19 protein-coding genes are annotated in these 19097 nt (G+C 70.4%); 7 read left to right on the top strand and 12 right to left on the bottom strand.

From position 1 onward, the window contains the following. Positions 1 to 14: 14 nt before the first annotated feature. The gene (locus tag PJ985_RS16065; protein ID WP_271684449.1) at positions 15 to 476 is read right to left on the bottom strand and encodes a MaoC family dehydratase; all 462 of its coding nucleotides are present in this window, start codon (positions 474 to 476) and stop codon (positions 15 to 17) included. Between the two features lie 212 nt (positions 477 to 688). Between PJ985_RS16065 and PJ985_RS16060 the strand changes: the two genes are divergently transcribed. The 3 genes from PJ985_RS16060 to PJ985_RS16050 all read left to right on the top strand — a co-directional run bounded on the left by PJ985_RS16060 (position 689) and on the right by PJ985_RS16050 (position 3152). After that, the gene (locus tag PJ985_RS16060) at positions 689 to 1444 is read left to right on the top strand and encodes an SDR family NAD(P)-dependent oxidoreductase (RefSeq protein WP_271684448.1); all 756 of its coding nucleotides are present in this window, start codon (positions 689 to 691) and stop codon (positions 1442 to 1444) included. A 4-nt stretch (positions 1445 to 1448) separates the two neighbouring features. Continuing rightward, positions 1449 to 2066, top strand: coding sequence for a TetR/AcrR family transcriptional regulator (locus PJ985_RS16055; RefSeq protein WP_271684447.1), 618 nt, complete (start codon positions 1449 to 1451; stop codon positions 2064 to 2066). A 105-nt stretch (positions 2067 to 2171) separates the two neighbouring features. Continuing rightward, positions 2172 to 3152, top strand: coding sequence for an NADPH:quinone oxidoreductase family protein (locus PJ985_RS16050; protein WP_271684446.1), 981 nt, complete (start codon positions 2172 to 2174; stop codon positions 3150 to 3152). 30 nt (positions 3153 to 3182) lie between these two features. On the opposite strand, the gene PJ985_RS16045 is transcribed toward PJ985_RS16050, so the two are convergent. The 4 genes from PJ985_RS16045 to PJ985_RS16030 form a co-directional block, all read right to left on the bottom strand. Continuing rightward, complete coding sequence (locus PJ985_RS16045; RefSeq protein ID WP_271684445.1) at positions 3183 to 4400, bottom strand: acyl-CoA dehydrogenase family protein; 1218 nt, start codon at positions 4398 to 4400, stop codon at positions 3183 to 3185. Between the two features lie 5 nt (positions 4401 to 4405). Further along, positions 4406 to 5428, bottom strand: coding sequence for a phosphotransferase family protein (locus PJ985_RS16040; RefSeq protein WP_271684444.1), 1023 nt, complete (start codon positions 5426 to 5428; stop codon positions 4406 to 4408). Positions 5429 to 5579: 151 nt separating this feature from the next. Next, on the bottom strand, positions 5580 to 5888 hold the full coding sequence (locus tag PJ985_RS16035; protein WP_271684443.1) for a DUF202 domain-containing protein: 309 nt from the start codon (positions 5886 to 5888) through the stop codon (positions 5580 to 5582). Next, positions 5885 to 6283: a YidH family protein gene (locus PJ985_RS16030; protein WP_271684442.1), complete on the bottom strand. Its 399-nt coding sequence runs from the start codon at positions 6281 to 6283 to the stop codon at positions 5885 to 5887. Before PJ985_RS16030 ends, PJ985_RS16035 begins: the two co-directional genes overlap by 4 nt. 170 nt (positions 6284 to 6453) lie before the next feature. Between PJ985_RS16030 and PJ985_RS16025 the strand changes: the two genes are divergently transcribed. Continuing rightward, a complete protein-coding gene (locus tag PJ985_RS16025) occupies positions 6454 to 8109 on the top strand; it encodes an FAD-binding dehydrogenase (protein ID WP_271684441.1) in 1656 nt (551 codons plus the stop codon). Between the two features lie 44 nt (positions 8110 to 8153). Here PJ985_RS16025 and PJ985_RS16020 read toward each other — a convergent pair whose 3' ends face one another. The 7 genes from PJ985_RS16020 to PJ985_RS15990 form a co-directional block, all read right to left on the bottom strand. Beyond that, positions 8154 to 8681 carry a hypothetical protein gene (locus PJ985_RS16020; protein WP_271684440.1) on the bottom strand — a complete coding sequence of 176 codons (528 nt, stop codon included), beginning with the start codon at positions 8679 to 8681 and terminating at the stop codon, positions 8154 to 8156. Positions 8682 to 8994: 313 nt separating this feature from the next. After that, complete coding sequence (locus tag PJ985_RS16015; RefSeq protein WP_271684439.1) at positions 8995 to 9645, bottom strand: LysM peptidoglycan-binding domain-containing protein; 651 nt, start codon at positions 9643 to 9645, stop codon at positions 8995 to 8997. A 1-nt stretch (position 9646) separates the two neighbouring features. Beyond that, on the bottom strand, positions 9647 to 9895 hold the full coding sequence (locus PJ985_RS16010; protein ID WP_271684438.1) for a hypothetical protein: 249 nt from the start codon (positions 9893 to 9895) through the stop codon (positions 9647 to 9649). A 297-nt stretch (positions 9896 to 10192) separates the two neighbouring features. Further along, entirely contained in the window at positions 10193 to 10972 is a 780-nt protein-coding gene (locus PJ985_RS16005; RefSeq protein WP_271684437.1) for a class I SAM-dependent methyltransferase, read from the bottom strand. Between the two features lie 167 nt (positions 10973 to 11139). Beyond that, positions 11140 to 12900 carry a VanW family protein gene (locus tag PJ985_RS16000; protein WP_333909862.1) on the bottom strand — a complete coding sequence of 587 codons (1761 nt, stop codon included), beginning with the start codon at positions 12898 to 12900 and terminating at the stop codon, positions 11140 to 11142. Between the two features lie 167 nt (positions 12901 to 13067). Further along, positions 13068 to 14231 carry an alkaline phosphatase PhoX gene (locus PJ985_RS15995; protein WP_271684436.1) on the bottom strand — a complete coding sequence of 388 codons (1164 nt, stop codon included), beginning with the start codon at positions 14229 to 14231 and terminating at the stop codon, positions 13068 to 13070. 226 nt (positions 14232 to 14457) lie between these two features. Then, positions 14458 to 15474, bottom strand: coding sequence for a LacI family DNA-binding transcriptional regulator (locus tag PJ985_RS15990; RefSeq protein ID WP_271684435.1), 1017 nt, complete (start codon positions 15472 to 15474; stop codon positions 14458 to 14460). A 260-nt stretch (positions 15475 to 15734) separates the two neighbouring features. On the opposite strand from PJ985_RS15990, the gene PJ985_RS15985 reads away from it, so the two are divergent. The 3 genes from PJ985_RS15985 (at position 15735) to PJ985_RS15975 (ending at position 19095) form a co-directional block, all read left to right on the top strand. Beyond that, positions 15735 to 17042 carry an ABC transporter substrate-binding protein gene (locus PJ985_RS15985; protein WP_271684434.1) on the top strand — a complete coding sequence of 436 codons (1308 nt, stop codon included), beginning with the start codon at positions 15735 to 15737 and terminating at the stop codon, positions 17040 to 17042. A gap of 96 nt (positions 17043 to 17138) precedes the next feature. Next, positions 17139 to 18167, top strand: a complete 1029-nt coding sequence (locus tag PJ985_RS15980) for a carbohydrate ABC transporter permease (RefSeq protein ID WP_271684433.1) — start codon at positions 17139 to 17141, stop codon at positions 18165 to 18167. Between the two features lie 4 nt (positions 18168 to 18171). Continuing rightward, positions 18172 to 19095: a carbohydrate ABC transporter permease gene (locus PJ985_RS15975; protein WP_271684432.1), complete on the top strand. Its 924-nt coding sequence runs from the start codon at positions 18172 to 18174 to the stop codon at positions 19093 to 19095. The last annotated feature ends 2 nt before the right edge of the window (positions 19096 to 19097 follow it).

The following is a 19097-nucleotide window of genomic DNA, read 5'->3' as shown; positions in this document are numbered from 1 at the left end:
GGAGGCCCTCCCGGTCAGAGGTAGTAGCGGCTGACGCTCTCCGCGACACAGACGGGCTTGGCGCCGCCCTCACGCTCGACGGTGACGGTCAGTGTCAGCTGCACCCCTCCGGTCACCTCGGAGACCTCGGCGATGCGCGCCGTGGCACGCAGCCGCGAACCCACCGGCACGGGGGAGGGGAACCGTACCTTGTTCGTCCCGTAGTTGAGGCCCATCCGGACGCCCTCGACGCTGATCAGCTGCGGGACGAGCGCCGGCAGCAGGGACAGTGTCAGGTATCCGTGTGCGATGGTGGTCTTGAACGGCCCGGACGCCGCGCGTTCGGGGTCGACGTGGATCCACTGATGGTCGCCGGTCGCCTCGGCGAAGAGGTCGATGCGCTTCTGATCGACTTCCAGCCAGTCGCTGGCGCCCAGTTCCTCACCGGCTGCCGCCCGCAGCTCATCGACCGACGCAAAGACCCGGGGCTCTGCCATTGTCAGGTGCCTCCCTCGCAGAAGTGTCCGTACCGCTCTCAGCCCACACGCTAAGCGCTTGCTCAGCATGGCCCGGACTCCGGTGCCTGTCAACGGGGACGCAGCCCTTCCCGAACCACATACCGACTGGTTAGTCTGCCCTGTCGGGCGCGCCGTCACCGGTGGCGCGGCCGAGCCGCGGCTGCGGCGCCTACGCGAGGAGACCGGGAAACATGGAGAGCATGCGGGACACGGCAGTGGTGGTCACGGGAGCGGGCGGAGGCATCGGCGCGGCGCTCGCCAGAAGCTTCGCCGAGCGTGGCGCACGGGTGGTCATCAACGACCTGGACGCCGACAAGGCCCGTGCCGTCGCCGCGGAGACCGGACAGATCGCGGTCCCCGGCGACGCCTCCGACATCGTCCCCGAGGCGATGGAAGCACTCGGCGGAACGATCGACATCTTCTGCGCGAATGCCGGAATCGCCCCGCGGGGCGGCCCGGAGGCCCCGGAAGCGGTCTGGGAGGCCGCCTGGGACGTCAACGTCATGGCGCATGTCCGGGCGAGCCGCGCACTGCTGCCCGACTGGCTGGAACGCGGCAGCGGACGGTTCGTGGCCACCGTCTCCGCGGCCGGCCTGCTCACGGCGCTCGGCTCGGCCCCCTACAGCGTGTCCAAGCACGCGGCGCTCGCCTTCGCCGAGTGGCTCTCGGTCACCTACCGGCACCGCGGCATCGCCGTGCACGCCATCTGCCCGCAGGGAGTGCGGACCGACATGCTGGAGAACGCCGGAGCCATGGGCAGGACGATGCTGGAGCCCGGCGCGATCGAGGCCGAACAGGTGGCGCAGGCGCTGCACGAGGGCATCGCCGAGGACCGCTTCCTGATTCTGCCGCACCCGGAGGCCGCCGAGTACGCTACGGCCCGCGCCGCGGACCCCGAGCGGTGGCTCCGCGGGATGAACCGCGCCCAGCAGAAGCTCGAAAGGTGAAGTGATGGACGAAAGCACGGAGCGCAACGGCACGGCACGCAAGGCTTCGGGCACCTCGGAAGTACCGCAGCGGCTGATGGCCACAGCAACCCGGCTGTTCGCCGCGCGCGGCTACGAGCGGACCTCCGTCCAGGAGATCGTCGACGCGGCCGGGGTCACCAAGGGCGCGCTCTACCACTACTTCGGCTCCAAGGACGATCTGCTGCACGAGGTCTACGCCCGGGTGCTGCGCCTGCAGCAGGAGCGGCTGGACGCCTTCGCCGACTCCGCCGCGCCCGTCGAGCAGCGGCTGCGGGACGCCGCAGCGGACGTGGTGGTGACCACCATCGAGAACCTCGACGACGCCACCATCTTCTTCCGGTCCATGCACCAGCTGAGCCCGGAGAAGCTGAAGCAGGTACGCGCCGACCGCCGCCGGTACCACGAGCGTTTCCGGGCTCTGATCGAGGAGGGACAGGAGGCCGGGGTGTTCACCACGGCGACCCCCGCCGACCTGGTGGTCGACTACCACTTCGGCTCGGTCCACCACCTGTCCAACTGGTACCGGCGGGAAGGCCCGCTCTCCCCGCGGGAGGTCGCCGACCACTTGGCTGATCTGCTGCTGCGCGCCCTGCGCGCCTGATCCCGCCCGGCCCTTCGCCCGGCCCCCCCGGGGGCCGGAGTGCGGCGGCGACCGGGCACCCCCGTCACCGGCAAGGTGATCCCACGAGAGGCAAACGGAGGCCACGTGAAGGCATGGCGAGTCCACGAGAACGGCGAACCGCGCGAGGTGATGCGCCTGGAGGAGACCGACGACCCCACGCCGGGCCCCGGTGAACTGCTGGTCCGGGTACGCGCGGCGAACATCAACTTCCCCGACGCACTGCTGTGCCGCGGGCACTACCAGGTCCGGCCGCCGATGCCGTTCACCCCGGGTGTGGAGCTGTGCGGCGAGGTCCTGTCCGCCGGCGAGGGCGCGGTGGCGGAGACCGGCGCCCGGGTGATCGCCCAGCCGGCCCTGCCCGGCGGAGCCTTCGCCGAGCTCGCCCTGGTCCCGGCGGCGACCGCACTGCCCGCCCCGGCGGAACTCGACGACGCGGAAGCCGCCGCCCTGCACATCGGCTACCAGACCGGCTGGTTCGGGCTGCACCGCAGAGCCCGGCTGCAGCCCGGGGAGACCCTGCTGGTGCACGCCGCGGCCGGCGGTGTCGGCAGCGCCGCCGTACAGCTGGGCAAGGCCGCCGGCGCCACCGTCATCGGCGTGGTCGGCAGCCGGGGCAAGGTGGACACCGCCCGGAAGCTGGGCTGCGACGTGGTGGTGGACCGCAGCTCCGAGGACATCGTGGCGGTGGTCAAGGAGACCACCGGCGGCCGGGGCGCCGACGTGGTGTACGACCCCGTGGGCGGCGACGCCTACGCCAAGTCGGTCAAGTGCATCGCCTTCGAGGGTCGTATCGTGATCGTCGGCTTCGCCGGCGGCACCATCCCCCAGCCGGCCCTCAACCACGCGCTGGTGAAGAACTACGCCATCCTGGGCCTGCACTGGGGTTTGTACGCCAAGAACGAGCCGGCCTCGGTGCCGGCCTGCCACCGCGAGCTCACCGCGCTCGCCGCCCGTGGCGCGATCCGTCCCCTGGTCAGTGAGCGCGTCCCGCTGGCGGAGGCCGCCGACGCCGTGCAGCGGGTCGCGGACGGCACCACGACGGGCCGGGTGGTGGTCACTCCCTGACCTGCTCACCGGCCCGTCGGGTGCGGGGCCCTACTTCTGGTAGCGCTTCAGCTCCCGCCGGGCCAGTGAGCGCTGGTGCACCTCGTCCGGGCCGTCCGCCAGCCGCAGCGTCCGGGCCGAGGTCCACAGCTCCGCGAGCGGGAAGTCCTGGCCCACGCCGCCGCCGCCGTGCAGCTGGACGGCCTGGTCGAGAATGCCCGCCACCGTACGCGGCACCGCGATCTTGATGGCCTGGATCTCCGTGTGCGCTCCGCGGTTGCCCACCGTGTCCATCAGCCACGCCGTCTTCAGCACCAGCAGCCGCAGCTGCTCCACCGCGACCCGGGCGTCGGCGATCCACTCCTGGACCACACCCTGCTGGGCCAGCGGCTTGCCGAACGCCGTCCGGGAGACCGCCCGCCGGCACATCAGCTCGATGCCGCGCTCGGCCATCCCGATCAGCCGCATGCAGTGGTGGATCCGGCCCGGACCGAGCCGCGCCTGGGCGATGGCGAACCCACCGCCCTCCTCCCCGATCAGGTGGTCCGCCGGCACCCGGACGTCCCGGAAGACGACCTCCGCGTGACCGCCGTGCGAGTGGTCCTCGAACCCGTAGGACTGCAGGGCACGCACCACCTCGACCCCGGGGGTGTCCCGGGGCACCAGAACCATGGACTGCTGACGGCGGATGTCGGCACCCTCGGGGTCCGTCTTGCCCATCACGATGAAGACGGCGCAGTCCGGGTTCATCGCCCCGGTGATGTACCACTTGCGGCCGTTGATGACATAACTGTCACCCTGCCGCTCGATGCGTGTCTCGATGTTGGTGGCGTCCGAGGACGCCACTTCGGGCTCGGTCATCGCGAAGGCCGAGCGGATCTCACCGGCCAGCAGAGGGCTGAGCCACCGTTCCTGCTGCTGCGGGCTGCCGAACTCCGCCAGCAACTCCATGTTCCCGGTGTCGGGGGCCGCGCAGTTGAGGGCGGTCGGGGCCAGCTGCGGGCTGCGCCCGGAGATCTCCGCCAGCGGCGCGTACTGCAGGTTGGTCAGACCGGCGCCGTGCTCGGCGTCGGGGAGGAAGAGGTTCCACAGCCCTTCTCCGCGTGCCCGTTCCTTGAGTTCCTCGACCACCGGGGGAGTGTCCCAGGGCGACTTCTGCCGGGCCCGCTGCTCCTGGGCGACCGCCTCGGCCGGGTACACGTGCTCGTCCATGAACGCCAGCAGTCGCTCGCGCAGTTCCTCGGTCCGGGTGTCGTAGGCGAAATGCATGGTGTTCAGTCCTCCTGGAGAGTGGTGAGGCCGCCGTCGATGAAGACCGGGACCAGCTCACCGATCCGGTCGAAGCCCGCGCCGACGGTCTGGCCCTGGGTGTAGCGGTAGTGGATGCCCTCGAGGATCACGGCGAGCTTGAAATACGCGAACGCGGTGTACCAGCCGATCCGGGAGACGTCCCGGCCGGAGCCCGCGGCGTAGCGCTCGACGAGCTCCGAGGCATCCGGGTGACCGGGGGCGTTGCGTGCCGTGGCCAGCACGGACCCCGGCACGTCGAGGGGCCGGCAGTACATCGCCAGCAGTCCGAGGTCGGTCAGCGGATCACCCAGGGTGGACATCTCCCAGTCCAGCACCGCGGTGATCCGGTCCTCGCCGTCCACCAGGACGTTGTCCAGCCGGTAGTCGCCGTGCACGACGGTGGCCTCCGGCGAGCCGGGGATCGTACGGGCCAGCGAGGTCTGCAGCTCGTCGATGCCCGGAAGATCCCGGTCCCGCGAGGCGGCCAGCTGCTTGCCCCAGCGGTGCATCTGCCGCTCCAGGAAACCCTCCGGCCGCCCGAAACCCGCCAGTCCGACTCCGGCCGGGTCGACGGCGTGCAGCGCCACCAGGGTGTCCGGCAGCCCCAGAAGCAGCGCACGGGTGCGCGCCGGGCCGACCGCGGCCAGCTGCTCGGCGGTGCGGTACGGCGTCCCGGAGACGAACTCCATGACGTAGAAGGGAGCCCCCAGCACGCCGTCGTCCTGGCACAGCACCACGGTCTCCGGAACCGGCACCGCGGTCGGCCCCAGGGCGCTGATGACCCGGTACTCCCGGCTCATGTCGTGCGCGGTGGCCAGCACGTGCCCCAGCGGCGGCCGGCGCACCACCCAGTCGGTCGCCCCGTCGGTGACCCGGTAAGTGAGGTTGGACCGGCCGCCCTCGATCAGCTGGGCACGCAGCGGCCCTGCCACGAGTCCGGGCCTCTCCTGGTCGAGGTGGGCGCGCAACCTCGTCAGATCGAGCCCTGGGGGATGCTGCTCCGCCATCGGTCCTGCTCCTCGGATGTGTCGGTGTGGGATGGACGCGGTACCGCGCCGTACGCACGGATGTCAGCGCCATCATGCCGACCAGTCGGTATGACGTCCAGAGGGGGAACCGGAATAGCCGTAACAACCCGCACACCGGCCGCGTGCGCGCTCACCACAGCAGCAGTGCGCCGAGCATCGCGACGATCACGACGACCAGGGCGCTGCCCAGCACCATGGCCGGTTCCGGGCCGGCCGGCCGCCGGGCGGCCAGGAACCGGATCCGCCGGTGAGCGAGGAGCAGGAACACCACCCAGAGCAGCGTTGCCGACGCCGTGAAAAGCAGCGGACCCCGTCCGCCGTCGTGGGCCAGCCCGCGCCAGGCCAGCAGCACCACCACCACGAAGGTCAGGGTGGTGCGCCGCCACGCCATCCGGGTGCGCTCCGGCTGGACCGCCGGATCGCGCGGGTCCTCGTTCACCTTCCTCCGCCGCCCAGCACGACCGAGACCACCAGAACCACTGCGGCCACCGCCGTGCCGACCGCCAGCAGGGCGGGGAACCGGCCGACCGGGAGGTCCTCGCCGCGGCGCATCGCCCGCTCGCAGCGCACCCAGTGGTTGACCGCCCGGACAGCGCAGAGCGCCCCGCCGGCCAGCAGCGCCAGGGCGATGCCGGTGCGCATCGCCCGGCCCAGCTCCGTCAGGAACTGGTCGACCGCGATGCCTCCGGCGACCAGGGCCAGCGCGGTCCGCAGCCAGGCCAGGAACGTGCGCTCGTTCGCCAGCGAGAACCGGTAGTCGGGGGTGGTGCCCTCGGCCTGCGCCCGCCGCGGGGAGAACCACAGCTGCACCGCTGCCAGCACCCGTTTGATCATGCATCGAGCGTAGGCCGGGAACACGTGGACCGCGCACCGGGTGCCGTCACCGCCGTTCCGGGCAGTCCGTACCGTCGTGGGCGGTCCGGACCGCGGCGGTTGCTGTTGACGCCACGTCTGCCGCGGTCGAGGATCGGTGCGACCAGGCGGGCGGGTGAAGGGTGAGCAGGGTGGCGTACGACGCCGATGTGATCGTGATCGGAGCAGGGCTCGCCGGGCTCGCCGCTGTCGCCGAGCTGGCGGACGCCGGCCGGAAGGTGATCCTTCTCGACCAGGAACCGGAAGCCTCCATGGGAGGCCAGGCACACTGGTCCTTCGGCGGGCTGTTCCTCGTCGGCTCCCCCGAGCAGCGGCGGCTGCGCATCCGGGACAGCCCCGCGCTGGCGGCGCAGGACTGGTTCGGCACCGCCGGTTTCGACCGGCCCGAGGACCACTGGCCGCGGCAATGGGCCGAGGCGTACCTGGACTTCGCCGCCGGGGAGAAACGGTCCTGGCTGCACGGCCAGGGAGTGCGCTTCTTCCCCGTGGTCGGCTGGGCGGAGCGCGGGGGCTACGACGCCACCGGGCACGGGAACTCGGTGCCGCGCTTCCACATCACCTGGGGTACCGGACCGGGTCTCGTCGAGCCGTTCGTCCGGCGGGTGCGGGCAGCCGTCGAGCGCGGCCGGGTGGAGCTGCGTTTCCGGCACCGCGTCACCGGCCTCAGCCGCACCACCGGCACCGTGGACACGGTCAGCGGGGAGGTGCTGTCGCCGAGCGCCGCAGACCGCGGAAGGGCCAGCGGCCGCGAGGTGGCGGGGGTGTTCGAGCTGCGGGCGCAGGCCGTCGTCGTCACGTCCGGCGGTATCGGCGGCAATCACGACCTGGTGCGGGCGAACTGGCCGGACCGGCTCGGCACCCCGCCGCAGCGCATGCTCTCCGGGGTACCGGCCCACGTGGACGGGGCCATGCTCGGAATCACCGAGCGGGCCGGCGGCCGTGTCATCAACCGCGACCGGATGTGGCACTACACCGAGGGCATCCAGAACTGGGACCCGGTCTGGCACCGGCACGGCATCCGGATTCTTCCCGGGCCCTCGTCGCTGTGGCTGGACGCCACCGGGAGACGGCTTCCGGTGCCGCTGTTCCCCGGCTTCGACACCCTCGGCACCTTGCAGCACATCATGCAGACCGGCCATGACCACACCTGGTTCGTCCTGACCCAGAAGATCATCGAGAAGGAGTTCGCTCTCTCCGGCTCCGAACAGAACCCGGACCTGACCGGCCGGAGCATCCGTCAGGTGCTGGGACGCGCCCGGTCCGGGGCACCGGGCCCGGTGCGGGCGTTCATGGACCGGGGTGCCGACTTCGTCGTCGAACGGGACCTGGCGTCCCTCGTCCGCGGCATGAACGCGCTGACCGGTGATGCGCTCCTGGACGAGGACGCGGTGCGCCGGGAGATCCTGGCCAGGGACCGCGAAATCGCTCACCCTTTCACCAAGGACCTCCAGGTCACCGCGGTCCGGGGGGCCCGCCGCTATCTCGGCGACAAGCTGATCAGGGTGGCCGCCCCGCACCGCCTGCTGGACCCGAAGGCCGGCCCGCTGATCGCTGTCCGGCTCTCGATTCTCACCCGCAAGACCCTCGGCGGCCTGGAGACCGACCTCTCCTCCCGGGTGCTCACGGCCGACGGCGAGCCGCTGTCCGGCGTCTACGCCGCGGGGGAGGCAGCCGGCTTCGGTGGCGGCGGCATGCACGGGTACCGCTCGCTGGAGGGCACGTTCCTCGGGGGCTGTCTCTTCTCCGGCCGTACAGCCGGCCGTGCCGCCGCCCGCATGATCGGCTGAGGGAGGCACAGGCCCGTGGGCATACCCTCAGCCGATCGTCCGGCTCAGACGCCGCGGAGGCGGTAGCTGCTGGCCATCTGCCCGGCCCGGCAGGTGCTGGGAAGGTTCTGCACCGCGTCGTAGGTGAAGCCGTGCGGGACCGTGCAGGCCCACAGCCCGTCGACGGGCTCGCGGAGGCGGTAACTGGTGGCCATCTCGCCGTTCCGGCAGGTGCTGGGGAGGCTCTGCACCGTGTCGTAGGTGAAGCCGGCCGGCACGGTGCAGGCCCACAGCCCGTCCGAGGGCGGCACCACGTGGTAGACCGCACGCAGCCCGGAGCCGCAGACCCGCAGCTGCACCTGGGTGTGCGTGTAGGTGTAACCGGGCGGAACGGTACAGGCCCAGAAGCCCGAGCTCTGCTGCACCTCGGCCGAGGCGAGCCCTGTGCCGGAGACCGTGGTGCCGGCCACGGCGGTGGTCCCGGTCGTGGGTTCCGGGGCCGCGGAGGCGGTGGCGGAGGGGACGAGGCCGAACAGCAGCGTCGCCGCACCGGCCGTGGCGAGCAGGCAGGCGCGTAAGCGGGACCGCAACATGGGAACAGCTCCTTCGCGGATCACGTCTCAGGGAGAACGGATGAGCGACGTCATGCTGGCAGCGGCCCGTCGCCGCGGCAACAAGGTGCCGCTGTCAAGAGCGGCTGACCGGTCAATCACTCCGCAGGTGGCTCGCGAGGGGGGCGACGCGCGGACCGGAGGAGCGGCGCGCCGTTTTTCGCGGCAGGGCCGCTCTCCGACCCTCATGCCCGGGGATACCTGAGGTGATGTCCGGACACGCGGGACCGGTCCCCGGAGGTCCAGGATGAATGGCTTGTTCGACTGCGTGACGCTGCAGGATCCTGCGATGGTGTCAGGGAATCACCAGGATCTGCCCCACGTAGATGGTGTAAGGCGCCCTGATGTTGTTCGCCGAGGCGATGGACTGCCACGGGACGCCGTACTGCCGGCCGATCGAGTAGAGGGTCTCCCCGCTGCGGACGGTGTGCGTCCGGCGGGGCTCCATGGAGCCGTTCTGGACGTAGGTGTAGAGGTTGCCGGGGCACGCGGTCGCGATGTGGTTGCGGTGGCCGTTGATGCGGTTGGCCGCGCCGCCCTGGTTGCGCAGGCGGGTGATGGCCAGGTGGAAGGCGTCGATGAGCTGGTTGGTGATGGTGTCGTAGTTGGTGGAGCTGCCGCCGGTCAGCCCGCAGACGGCGTACCAGTTCTGATTGCCGGTGTCGGTACCGTTGGCGGCGGTCCGGTGCCCCTCGCCGCGGCCCTGGAAGACGTAGCCGTGGATGCAGGTCAGGTGGGAGTAGGCGATGTCCGCCCAGCCGTTGGTGTCCATGTGGAAGTTCTGGACGCCGCGTACGTGACCTGCGCAGTCGGCGTGGCTGCTCCGGGCCACGCGTGATCCTCCGAGGTGGTGGATGGTGACCCCGCCGTTGCCGGGGGTGATGTTGCGGTTGCGGTTGCGGGGCGCGCGGGCGCCCCATTGCGAGCGGGTGACGAAGGTGGCCATGTCAGTCGGTCCTTCCGTGCAGTCCGCAGTCCACGCTGGCGTTCAGCGGCTCGGCGTGGGCCGCCCGGGTCTCCGGGCCGGCGGCGTACACGGCTCCCGGATGCCACGGGTGGGTGACCACCGGCAGCTCCTCGGGACCGCCGGCGAACGCCGGACCGGCACAGATGACAGGCAGTGCGGCCGCGCCCCCGGCGACCGCTGCGGCTTTTCCGGCCAGGCCGAAAAAGCCGCGTCTCGTGGTGTCGGGCAAGGCTGACTCCTCTGACAGCGGGGGAGGTGGGCGCCCGGCTCCTGAGCGCCGGCGGGACCGGCACTCAGCCCTGTTACCCGATGGAGTCAGTCACTCACCTCTTGTAGGGATTAAGTGATGCCCTGTCAGGTGGTAAAAATGCAAGGCTGTTCGGAGGATTTTATGTGAAAGCTTCTTTGCGTTTTCGGTGCGCCTCCGGCATATCTTCCGCGTGGTTCCGGCTTCGGCGCCGGCCTTCCGGGCCCTGCCGTCCGGAATGCCGCTCCCTGTGCCGTGGCCGGCGCCGCCGGCCGGGGCTCAGCGGACGGCGACCAGCACGCAGCTGGAGCCGTACTGCCAGACGGGCCCGGCCGCTGAAAAACCTGCCTCGGCCAGCAGATCCTGATGGTCTTTCACGTTGAGGCCGTTGTCCGCTCCGGGGCCGAGGCCGCGCGCGTGCCGTTCGGCGAGCAGGGGGGCGAGTTCCGGGGCACGGGCGGCGGCGGTCCACCACTCCTCCCAGTTCTCATGGCCGCGGACGCCCAGCCGGTCCGCTCGGCGGCGGCCGACCCGGGCGGCGAGTGCGGCCACCGACGGATTCGGCTGGCCCAAGTGGTCGCCGTTGACCAGGACGCCGCCCGGCCGCAGCAGGGTGGCGAGTGCGGCGTAGATCTCCAGCAGTTCCCGCTCGGAGGGGTAGTGGAGGGCGGTGGTGGACACGGCGGCGTCCAGTCGTCTGCCCTTCAGCCCGAGCTGCTCCGTCCAGCCGTCCTGCCCGATGCGGGCATCGGTGTAGCGGACGGCGGACCCCTGGCCGGTCGTGCCGGGGTGCCGGCGCCCCAGTTCCAGGAGCAGTGGATCGCAGTCCACCGCCACGATCTCCGCGTCGGGCAGTCTGGCTGCCAGCCGGGTCGCCAGGCTGCCCGGGCCGCAGCCGAGATCCGCGAGCAGCGGCCGGCGGCTGTCGGCTGTGGCCTGCTCCACCACGTCGGCGATCACGGTGAACCGTTCCTCGCGATCGGTCGCGTAGCGTTCCTGCTGGAGCTCCCAGCGCCGGACCCAGTGGGCTGCTGTCGATGCGGTCAGCCGCTCGGCCATGGTGGTGCCTTCGTCTCGTCCGGAGGGGAGCGGCGGGCACCCCGTCGCGGAGCGTCCGGGCAGAGGCCCGGTTCCGCGGTGGGCGGAGGCCCTGCCAGTACGATAATGAAAATCATTATCGTACTGGCAGGGCCTGTCAAGCTCCCCGCCTCTCGGCGAGCGGCCGCTCAGTCGTCCTCGTCCTCGCAGACCACCTCGTCGCGCGGCTGGTAGCGGGTGGTGAAGGATTCCCGCTTGACCTCCTCGCCCCCCTGCTTGAACACCCGCTCGACCTCGACGTCGAAGCCTTCCAGCGGTGGCTGCGGCACACAGTCGTCCGCGATGGCCTCGCGCTTGCCCGGCTCCACGATGTTCGTTCTCGGGCCGGTCACCGACTCGATTTCGTCGTACTTCTTGGTCCCCAAGAAGGTGATGGTGACCTCGGAGTCGGTGGCGTCCGCCATGATGTAGAGGGCGTGATCGGAATCGTTCAGGAAGCGGTGGTCCAGGCTCCCCCAGGCCACGGTGGACTCCCGGCCCTCCGGGTACCGCTCGATGTAGAAGGAGTGTGCGCTGTACTCGACCGGTTTGACACCGGCGAAGAACACCGCGTTGAACATCGTCGTGGCCACGGCCGAGACCCCGCCGCCCTGTGCGGTCTGGTACTGGTCGTCCAGGATGATGATGCCCTCGACGAAGCCGTTCTCCTCCGTGCGGCGCCCGATGGTGTCGTTGAAACTCCAGGTCTCCCCGGGGGGCACCAGGGAACCGTCGATCAGCTCGGCCGCCCGGCCGATGTTCGTCGTGCGGTAGGCCGCCGTGTCGAACCCCACCGTGAACGAGGACATCCGCTCCGTGATGCCCAGCTCGGTGATGGTCCCGCTGGTCAGCTCGGGCTGCACCTCCACGGTCGAGACCGGCCCTGTCCGGGCTGCCCCGGTCTCGGTCAGCAGTGGCATCACGGCCTCTTCCAGCCCGTCGGAGGTGACCTCACGTCCCGGCTTGCCTTCCGTCGCCACCACCACCTCTTCGCCCTCCAGCCGGAGGGTGGCGTTGACCGCGGGGTCGGTGGCGGCGGCCAGCGGCTCCGCCACCAGCGGGTCCTCGGCCAGGCCCTTGCCGTCCAGTACCGGGACGAGTGTTCCCTCGTCGTCCGGCTCCATCGACAGATGGTCCCCGAGAGTGACCGGTGTGAGGGGGATTTCGCTGCCGTTCGCGGTGAGGACAACCGGACCCGACATGGCCGGCTCGGCGAAGTCGTTCATCGCCCGCTCGATCTCCTCCGCGTCCACGGCCGGCTGTGCCGTCGCCGCGGACAGGGAGACGGGGTTGCCGGCCGGGCCGAGGTAACCCGTGCGCAGTTCCTCGACGGCCGCGTCCACGTCCAGAGCGAGCCCGGTGCCGGGCTGGGACGCCACCGGGCTGCCCTCCTCGAAGGAGATACCGCCTTCCTGCGGCTCGCTGCCGCTCTCCTCGGCGAGGGCCTCCAGTTCCGCTCTCGCCTTCGGCTCCTCCACGGTGGTCACCGGGTCCAGCTCACCACCGCTGCGGCCGAAGAGCCGCCCCAGGAACCCCGGGCGCTCGGCCTGCTCCACGGTCTCGCGAAGGTCAACGCCCAGGCCCGCTGCGATCGGGTCGACCTCGTACGTTTCCTCGGCGTCCTCGCCGATCCGTACCGTGAACGTGGCCGACCGGGCCTCGGCCAGCTGCTCGTCGAGAGTCGCCTGCGCGGCCTCGGGGGTCAGACCTCCTATGTCCACCCCCCGGACACTGGTGCCCTCGGCTATCGCGCTGCCGTCGGCCATCGCGCCCACCAGAACCACGGTCCCCAGCCCCAGCACCGCGGCACCGCCGATCAGGGCCGGCTTGGGAAGGGCGGTGACACGCTGCCGCAGGGAGGGCCGCGGTATGTACGGCGGCTCAGTGGGGGGCGGCGGGATGTTCGACACGGATCTCCCTCAGTACTGCAAGCATGATGGCGCAGCGAGACGCACCAGGGCAGGCTAGCAAAACCCGGTTGGCCGGAGGAAAGCCCGATTTTGTGCTGAACCATGCCATCCACGGAAGAAGGGAGCGAAGGCCTTACACTTGCCCACCCCTGCTTCCGCCGTCGCGGTCAGCGGAACGCGCCCCGCACTTCATAGGTGATGCCGCCGGAAGACCTCCCGGTGGTGCCCCGCTGGGAGGAGAAGTACAGGCGGTCACCGGCCGGGTTGAAGGCAGGCCCGCAGATCTCGGAGGCGTTCTGGCCGGTGATCCGCAGGAACGGGGCGACGACCCCGTCCGGGGTGAGGATGCAGATCTCCATGTTCCCGCCGTCCTCGGCCACGTAGAGATCCCCGCTCGCGGTCCCTGTGATGTTGTCCACCCCGGTGAGTGGCGGATCGGGGGTGAGGTTGTCGTCGTAGCGGAGCTCGTAGGTGTCGTCCGCGGCGTTCAGCTGCCAGACCCGGTTGTCGCCCTTGGTGGTGAAGCAGCATTTTCCGTTCGCGTAGTAGCAGCCCTCCCCGCCGTTGAACCGCTTGGCGCCGCTGACCTGGTTCCGGACCGGGGTGCTGCCCGGCCCCGGGGTGGGGTCGGGCACCCGCGCCCAGGCCGCGCTGCCGGAGGTGCCCGACCCGCTCACCAGTACCTCCAGCGTCCCGCCGGCCGCCAGGCTGCCCCAGGTGCGGGGACGGAACCGGTAGAAGCAGCCGTCGCTCTCGTCCTCGGTCAGGTAGATCACCCGGCGGTCGGGGTCGCAGGCCGCGGCCTCGTGCTTGAACCGCCCCATGGCGTCCCGGCGGGCCGCCGCGGTCACCCCCCGGGGGTCCGTCTCGTGGACGTATCCGTAGGACACCTCCTCGCAGGACAGCCAGGTGTGCCATGGGGTGGCACCGCCGGCGCAGTTGCGGGCAGTCCCCGACAGCACGGAGTGGGCGCCGGTGACCCGGCCGTCGCCGTCGAAGCGCAGCGCGCTCGCGCCGCCGGAAGGACTGTCCAGCTCGGCGTTGGACACATAGATCCAGCCGGAGCCGTCCCGGAAGCAGGCGCCTCCGTCCGGAGCGCCGTGCCAGCGGTATCCGGTGCCGGTGACGGTCTGCCCGGACCGGGCGACCACTCGGCTGGTGAAGCCGGAGGGGAGCCGGATGCCGTGGGAGTCCGCGGGTTGCAGCGGCCCGTAAGGGCTGGGTCCGTTCTGCGCGGGAGCGGCGAAGGACTCCCGGGTCATGGTGAAGCCGAGGGCGACCGGAGCGGTGCCGAGTGCGGCGGCCGCGCGGAGAAAGTGACGACGTTCCACAACTGCTCCTCACGGAAGGAGAACCGACAGGCCGACCCTGAGGGCCGGACATGCCGGGCAGAATGCCGACCGCCTGCGCGTGGATGAACTGTGCATGTCATTTTAGGGAGTGAAGGGGCGAGTGAACAGGTGCCACCGGTGCGGCGCACTTCCGCAGCCGGGGCGGTGAACGGGCCGCCCCGCGCTCCGGCTCACACCCCAGGGCAGCGAGGCGTCCGGGGGTGTGTCAGCTCGAACCCCGCACCACGAGTGAGGTGGGCAGACACACGCGCGAACGCGTTCTGCCGGAGCCGCTGAGCTCCTCCAGCAGGAGCTCGGTCATGGTGCGGCCGATCTCCTCGACGGGTTGCCGGACGCTGGTCAGCGGCGGGTCGGTGTGCCGGGCGATGACCGAGTCGTCGAAGCCCACCAGCGCCACGTCGTCCGGGACCTTGCGGCCGCGGTCACGCAGCTCGGCAAGGGCACCTGCCGCCATGACGTCCGAGGCGGCGAAGACCGCGTCCAGGCCGGGACGGCGCTCGAGAAGCTCCCGCATGGCCGCCCGCCCGCCCGCCTCGGTGAAGTCGGCCGTCGCGATCAGCGATTCCTCGGGCTCTGCCCCGCTCTCCCGCAGGGCCTCCCGCCACCCCCGCAGCCGGCTGTGCCCGACGTCCATGTCGAGCGGGCCGGTGATGGTGGCGATGGTGCGGTACCCGCGGTCCAGCAGATGGCGTACCGCTTCCGCGGCTCCGCTCACGTTGTCCGAGTGCGCGTGGCAGAGCGGTTCACCGGCGGAGCGGCGCCCTGCCAGCACGGTCGGCAGCCCGAGCTCCTCCAGGAGGCCGGGCAGCGGATCGTCACGGTGGATGGAGACCAGGAGCACGCCGTCCACGCGGCCCGCGGTGAGGAACTCGGTGAGCCGGTCCAGTTCACGCTGGTCCCGCACCAGGATGAGCAGCAGCTGCAGCTGGGTCTCGGCCAGCGCGGTGCTCACTCCCCGGATGATCTCGGAGAAGTACGGCTCCGAGACCAGCCGGCTCTCCGGTTCGGGGATGACCAGGGCGATGCAGTCGGTCCTGCTGGTGACCAGACTGCGGGCCGCCCGGTTCGGCACGAAGTTGAGCTCGGCGATCGCCGCGTGCACGGCTTCCCTGGCCGCGGCGCTCACCCTGGGGGACCCGTTCAGTACCCGTGAGACCGTTCCGCGCCCGACCCCGGCGCGGGCGGCCACTGTCCGGATGGTCGGCCGCTCACTGGTGCCCATGTTCCCCCGCTCTTCTTTTCCTGGCTCCGTGCTCCCGTGTGCGTCCTGCATCGTGCCAGAGACCTGGACCGGCCGTCCCGGGGTGGTGGGTGCCAGGACACGTATTGGCAACGGAGCTGACTTCTCTTCTTGACATCGCAACTTTCCGGGGACAGTCTTCCACAACTTAGTGGGACCGGTCCCACTCGTGTCAGCAGACACGGGATGGTCTCGGTGACCAGGCACTTCGGCGCGCATTGTGCCGCCGCAAGGAGGACGTCATGGGCAGGGTACGCAGACCATTCGTTTCAAGAAGTGCAGCAGCCGCAGCGGCTGTCGTCTCGCTCGCGCTGGTCGCGGGATGCGGAGGAAGCGACGACAGTGGCGGCGGGGCGTCCGCCGACGGCAAAGTCACCATCACCATGGGGCTGTTCGGCGTCATGGGCTTCGATGAGACCGGGCTCCTCGACCAGTACATGGAGGAGAACCCGGACGTCACCATCAAGGCCGAGGTGGCCGGTGACGAGCAGACCTACTACACGGCCCTCCAGACGCACCTGGCAGCCGGCAGTGGGCTGAAGGACATTCAGGGCATCGAGGTCGGCCGCGCCAAGGAACTCGTCGACACCCAGGCGGGCAAGTTCGCCGACCTGAGCGACTCCTCGGGCGACCACTTCCTGCCGTGGAAGCTCAGCCAGGTGACCGCCGACGACGGCCGGGTCATCGGCCTCGGCACGGACATCGGTCCCATGGCGGTGTGCTACCGCAAGGACATGTTCGAGCAGGCCGGACTGCCCACCGACCGCGACGAGGTCGCCCAGTTGTGGGACGGGGACTGGTCCGCCTACGTCGAGGCCGGCAAGGAGTTCCAGGCCAACTCGGAGGACGGGGACCTCGCGTACATGGACAGCTCCACCGGCCTGTTCAACGCGATGATCTACGGCAACTCCGAGCAGTTCTACAACAAGGAGGGCGACCTGATCTACGCCGAGAACCCGGCCGTCACGGAGGCCTGGGACCTCGCGTCGGAGGCCGCCGGTTCCGGTCTGACCGCCCAGCTCCGGCAGTTCCAGCCCGGCTGGGACCCCGGTCTGGCCAACAGCACCTTCGCCACCACCGTCTGCCCCGCCTGGATGCTCGGCCACATCAGCGAGAAGGCCGGTCCGGAGAACGAGGGCAAGTGGGACGTGGCGAAGGCACCCCGGGGCGCCAACTGGGGCGGCTCCTTCCTCGGTGTCACGGAGGACAGCCCGGTCAAGGAAGAGGCCAAGAAGCTCGTGGCCTGGCTGACCGCCCCGGAGCAGCAGGAGCACATCTTCAAGGAGATAGGCAACTTCCCGTCCTCGCAGGAGGCCCTGCAGTCCGAGTCCGTGACCGGGGCGACGTCCGCGTACTTCAGTGAGGCGCCGATCGGGGAGATCTTCGGTGCCGCGGCGGAGGACATCCCCGACGAGCAGGTGCTCGGCCGCAAGGACGGCACCATCAAGGACACCTTCTCCCAGGGCCTGCAGCTGATCGAGTCGCAGGGACAGAGCCCGCAGGAGGCGTGGGACACCACCGACGAGCGCATCCAGAAGGCCGTCGGCTGACCCAGGTCACCCTGAGGCCCCGGTGGCCGTCGCGGCCCGCGCGGCCACCGGGCGCCTCGCCCCGATCCCTTCGTGTCACAGAAAAGGAAGCCCCCCGTGGCCACTTCCACCTCGGTACCTCATGCGGACGGGCCGCAGGACGTCCCGCCCGGCTCCGCCGGGGGACCTCGCTCCGGATCCGACGGGGGGCGTCCCCGTCAGAAGTGGCGCACCCTCCTCCACCGGCTGGACCTGCGGACAGCGCCTTACGCCTTCATCACCCCGTTCTTCGTCATTTTCGCCGCCTTCAGCTTCTACCCCCTGCTGTACACCTCCTGGATCTCTCTCCACCGGGTGGAGCTCTCCTCCCTGAACGTCATGGAGTGGCAGGGCCTGGACAACTACACCCGGCTGTGGCAGGACGAGCAGTTCTGGAACGCGCTGCTCAACACCTTCACCATCGGCGTGATATCCACCGTCCCCCAGCTGCTCATGGCACTCGGGCTGGCGCACCTGCTCAACTACCACCTGCGCGGTTCGGCATTCTTCCGGGTCGCCGCCCTCACGCCCTATGCGACCTCGGTGGGTGCGGCGGCGCTGGTCTTCACCATGCTCTTCGAGCGCGACTTCGGCATGATCAACTGGGGCCTGAGCCTGTTCGGCTTCGACAACATCGACTGGGAGAACAACAAGTGGCCCGCCCAGATCGCGATCTCCTGCATCGTGATCTGGCGGTGGACCGGCTACAACGCACTGCTCTACCTCGCCGCGATGCAGGCCATCCCCAAGGACCGGTACGAGGCCGCGGCGATCGACGGCGCCTCACGCTGGCAGCAGTTCCGGCAGGTCACCATCCCCGGCATCCGCACCATGATCGTCTTCACTATCGTGCTGTCCACGATCGGTGCCACGCAGCTCTTCGGTGAGCCGCTGATCTTCGGCCAGGGCCCGAACGGTGTCACCGGCGGAGCGGACAACCAGTACCAGACCCTCGGCCTGCTGCTGTACCAGGAGGGTTGGCGGAACTACCAGATGGGACGGGCAGCCACCGTCGCCTGGGCGATGTTCCTCATCCTCATCCTCGTCTTCGTACTCCAGCGACTCACCGCGCGCCTCTTGTCCGGCACGCCGATCAGGAAGCGGTGATCCCATGACCACCGGTACCGCCCCGGTCCGGCCGGACCTCGACCCGCTGAACCCGGACTCCGCACCCCCCGGCCGCCGGCCCCGCATGCGGCTGCGGCAGGGCGCCGGCCGACAGCACCACGCCGGACCCGTTGCTTATGCGCTGCTCATCGTCGTGGCCCTGGTCTCGCTGTTCCCGCTCTACTGGACGATGGTGGCGGCCTCCACCGACAACACCCGCGTCACCCAGTCGCCCCCGCCGTTCCTCCCCGGTCCCAACCTCTTCAAGAACCTCGCGGCAGCCTGGCAGGATGCCGCACTCGGCCAGGCGATGGCCAACAGCCTCATCGTCGCCGGCACCATCGCCCTGTCCACGGTGCTGTTCGCCACCCTGGCCGGCTTCGCTTTCGCCAAACTGCGTTTCCGGGGCCGCAACCTGCTGCTCATGCTGGTCATCGGCACCATGATGATCCCCCCGCAACTCGGCGTCGTGCCGCTGTTCATGATGATGAGCGAGATCGGATGGGGACAGCGGCTGCCAGCCGTCATCTTCCCCACCCTGGTCAGCGCCGTCGGCGTGTTCTTCATGCGGCAGTACCTCGCGGAAGCCCTGCCGGACGAGCTCGTCGAAGCGGCCCGGGTGGACGGGGCGCACTCCCTGCGCATTTTCTGGAGTGTCGTGCTGCCCATCGCCCGGCCCGCGATGGCCGTGCTGTTCATGATCACGTTCGTGCACGCCTGGAACGACTTCTTCTGGCCCTTCATCGCCCTGGACATGAGCAACCCCACCGTTCCGGTGGCACTCACCCAGCTCAGCGCGGGCTATATCCGCGACCAGTCGCTCATCATGGCCGGCGCGCTGCTCGGCACCCTGCCGCTGCTGGTGATGTTCGTCGTGTTCGGCCGCCAGATCGTCGGCGGCATCATGCAGGGCGCCGTGAAGGGCTGAAC

The sequence above is a fragment of the Streptomyces sp. ACA25 genome, assembly GCF_028200735.1.
Taxonomy (GTDB): Bacteria; Actinomycetota; Actinomycetes; order Streptomycetales; family Streptomycetaceae; genus Streptomyces.
This window is presented reverse-complemented; position numbering and strand designations above follow the sequence as displayed.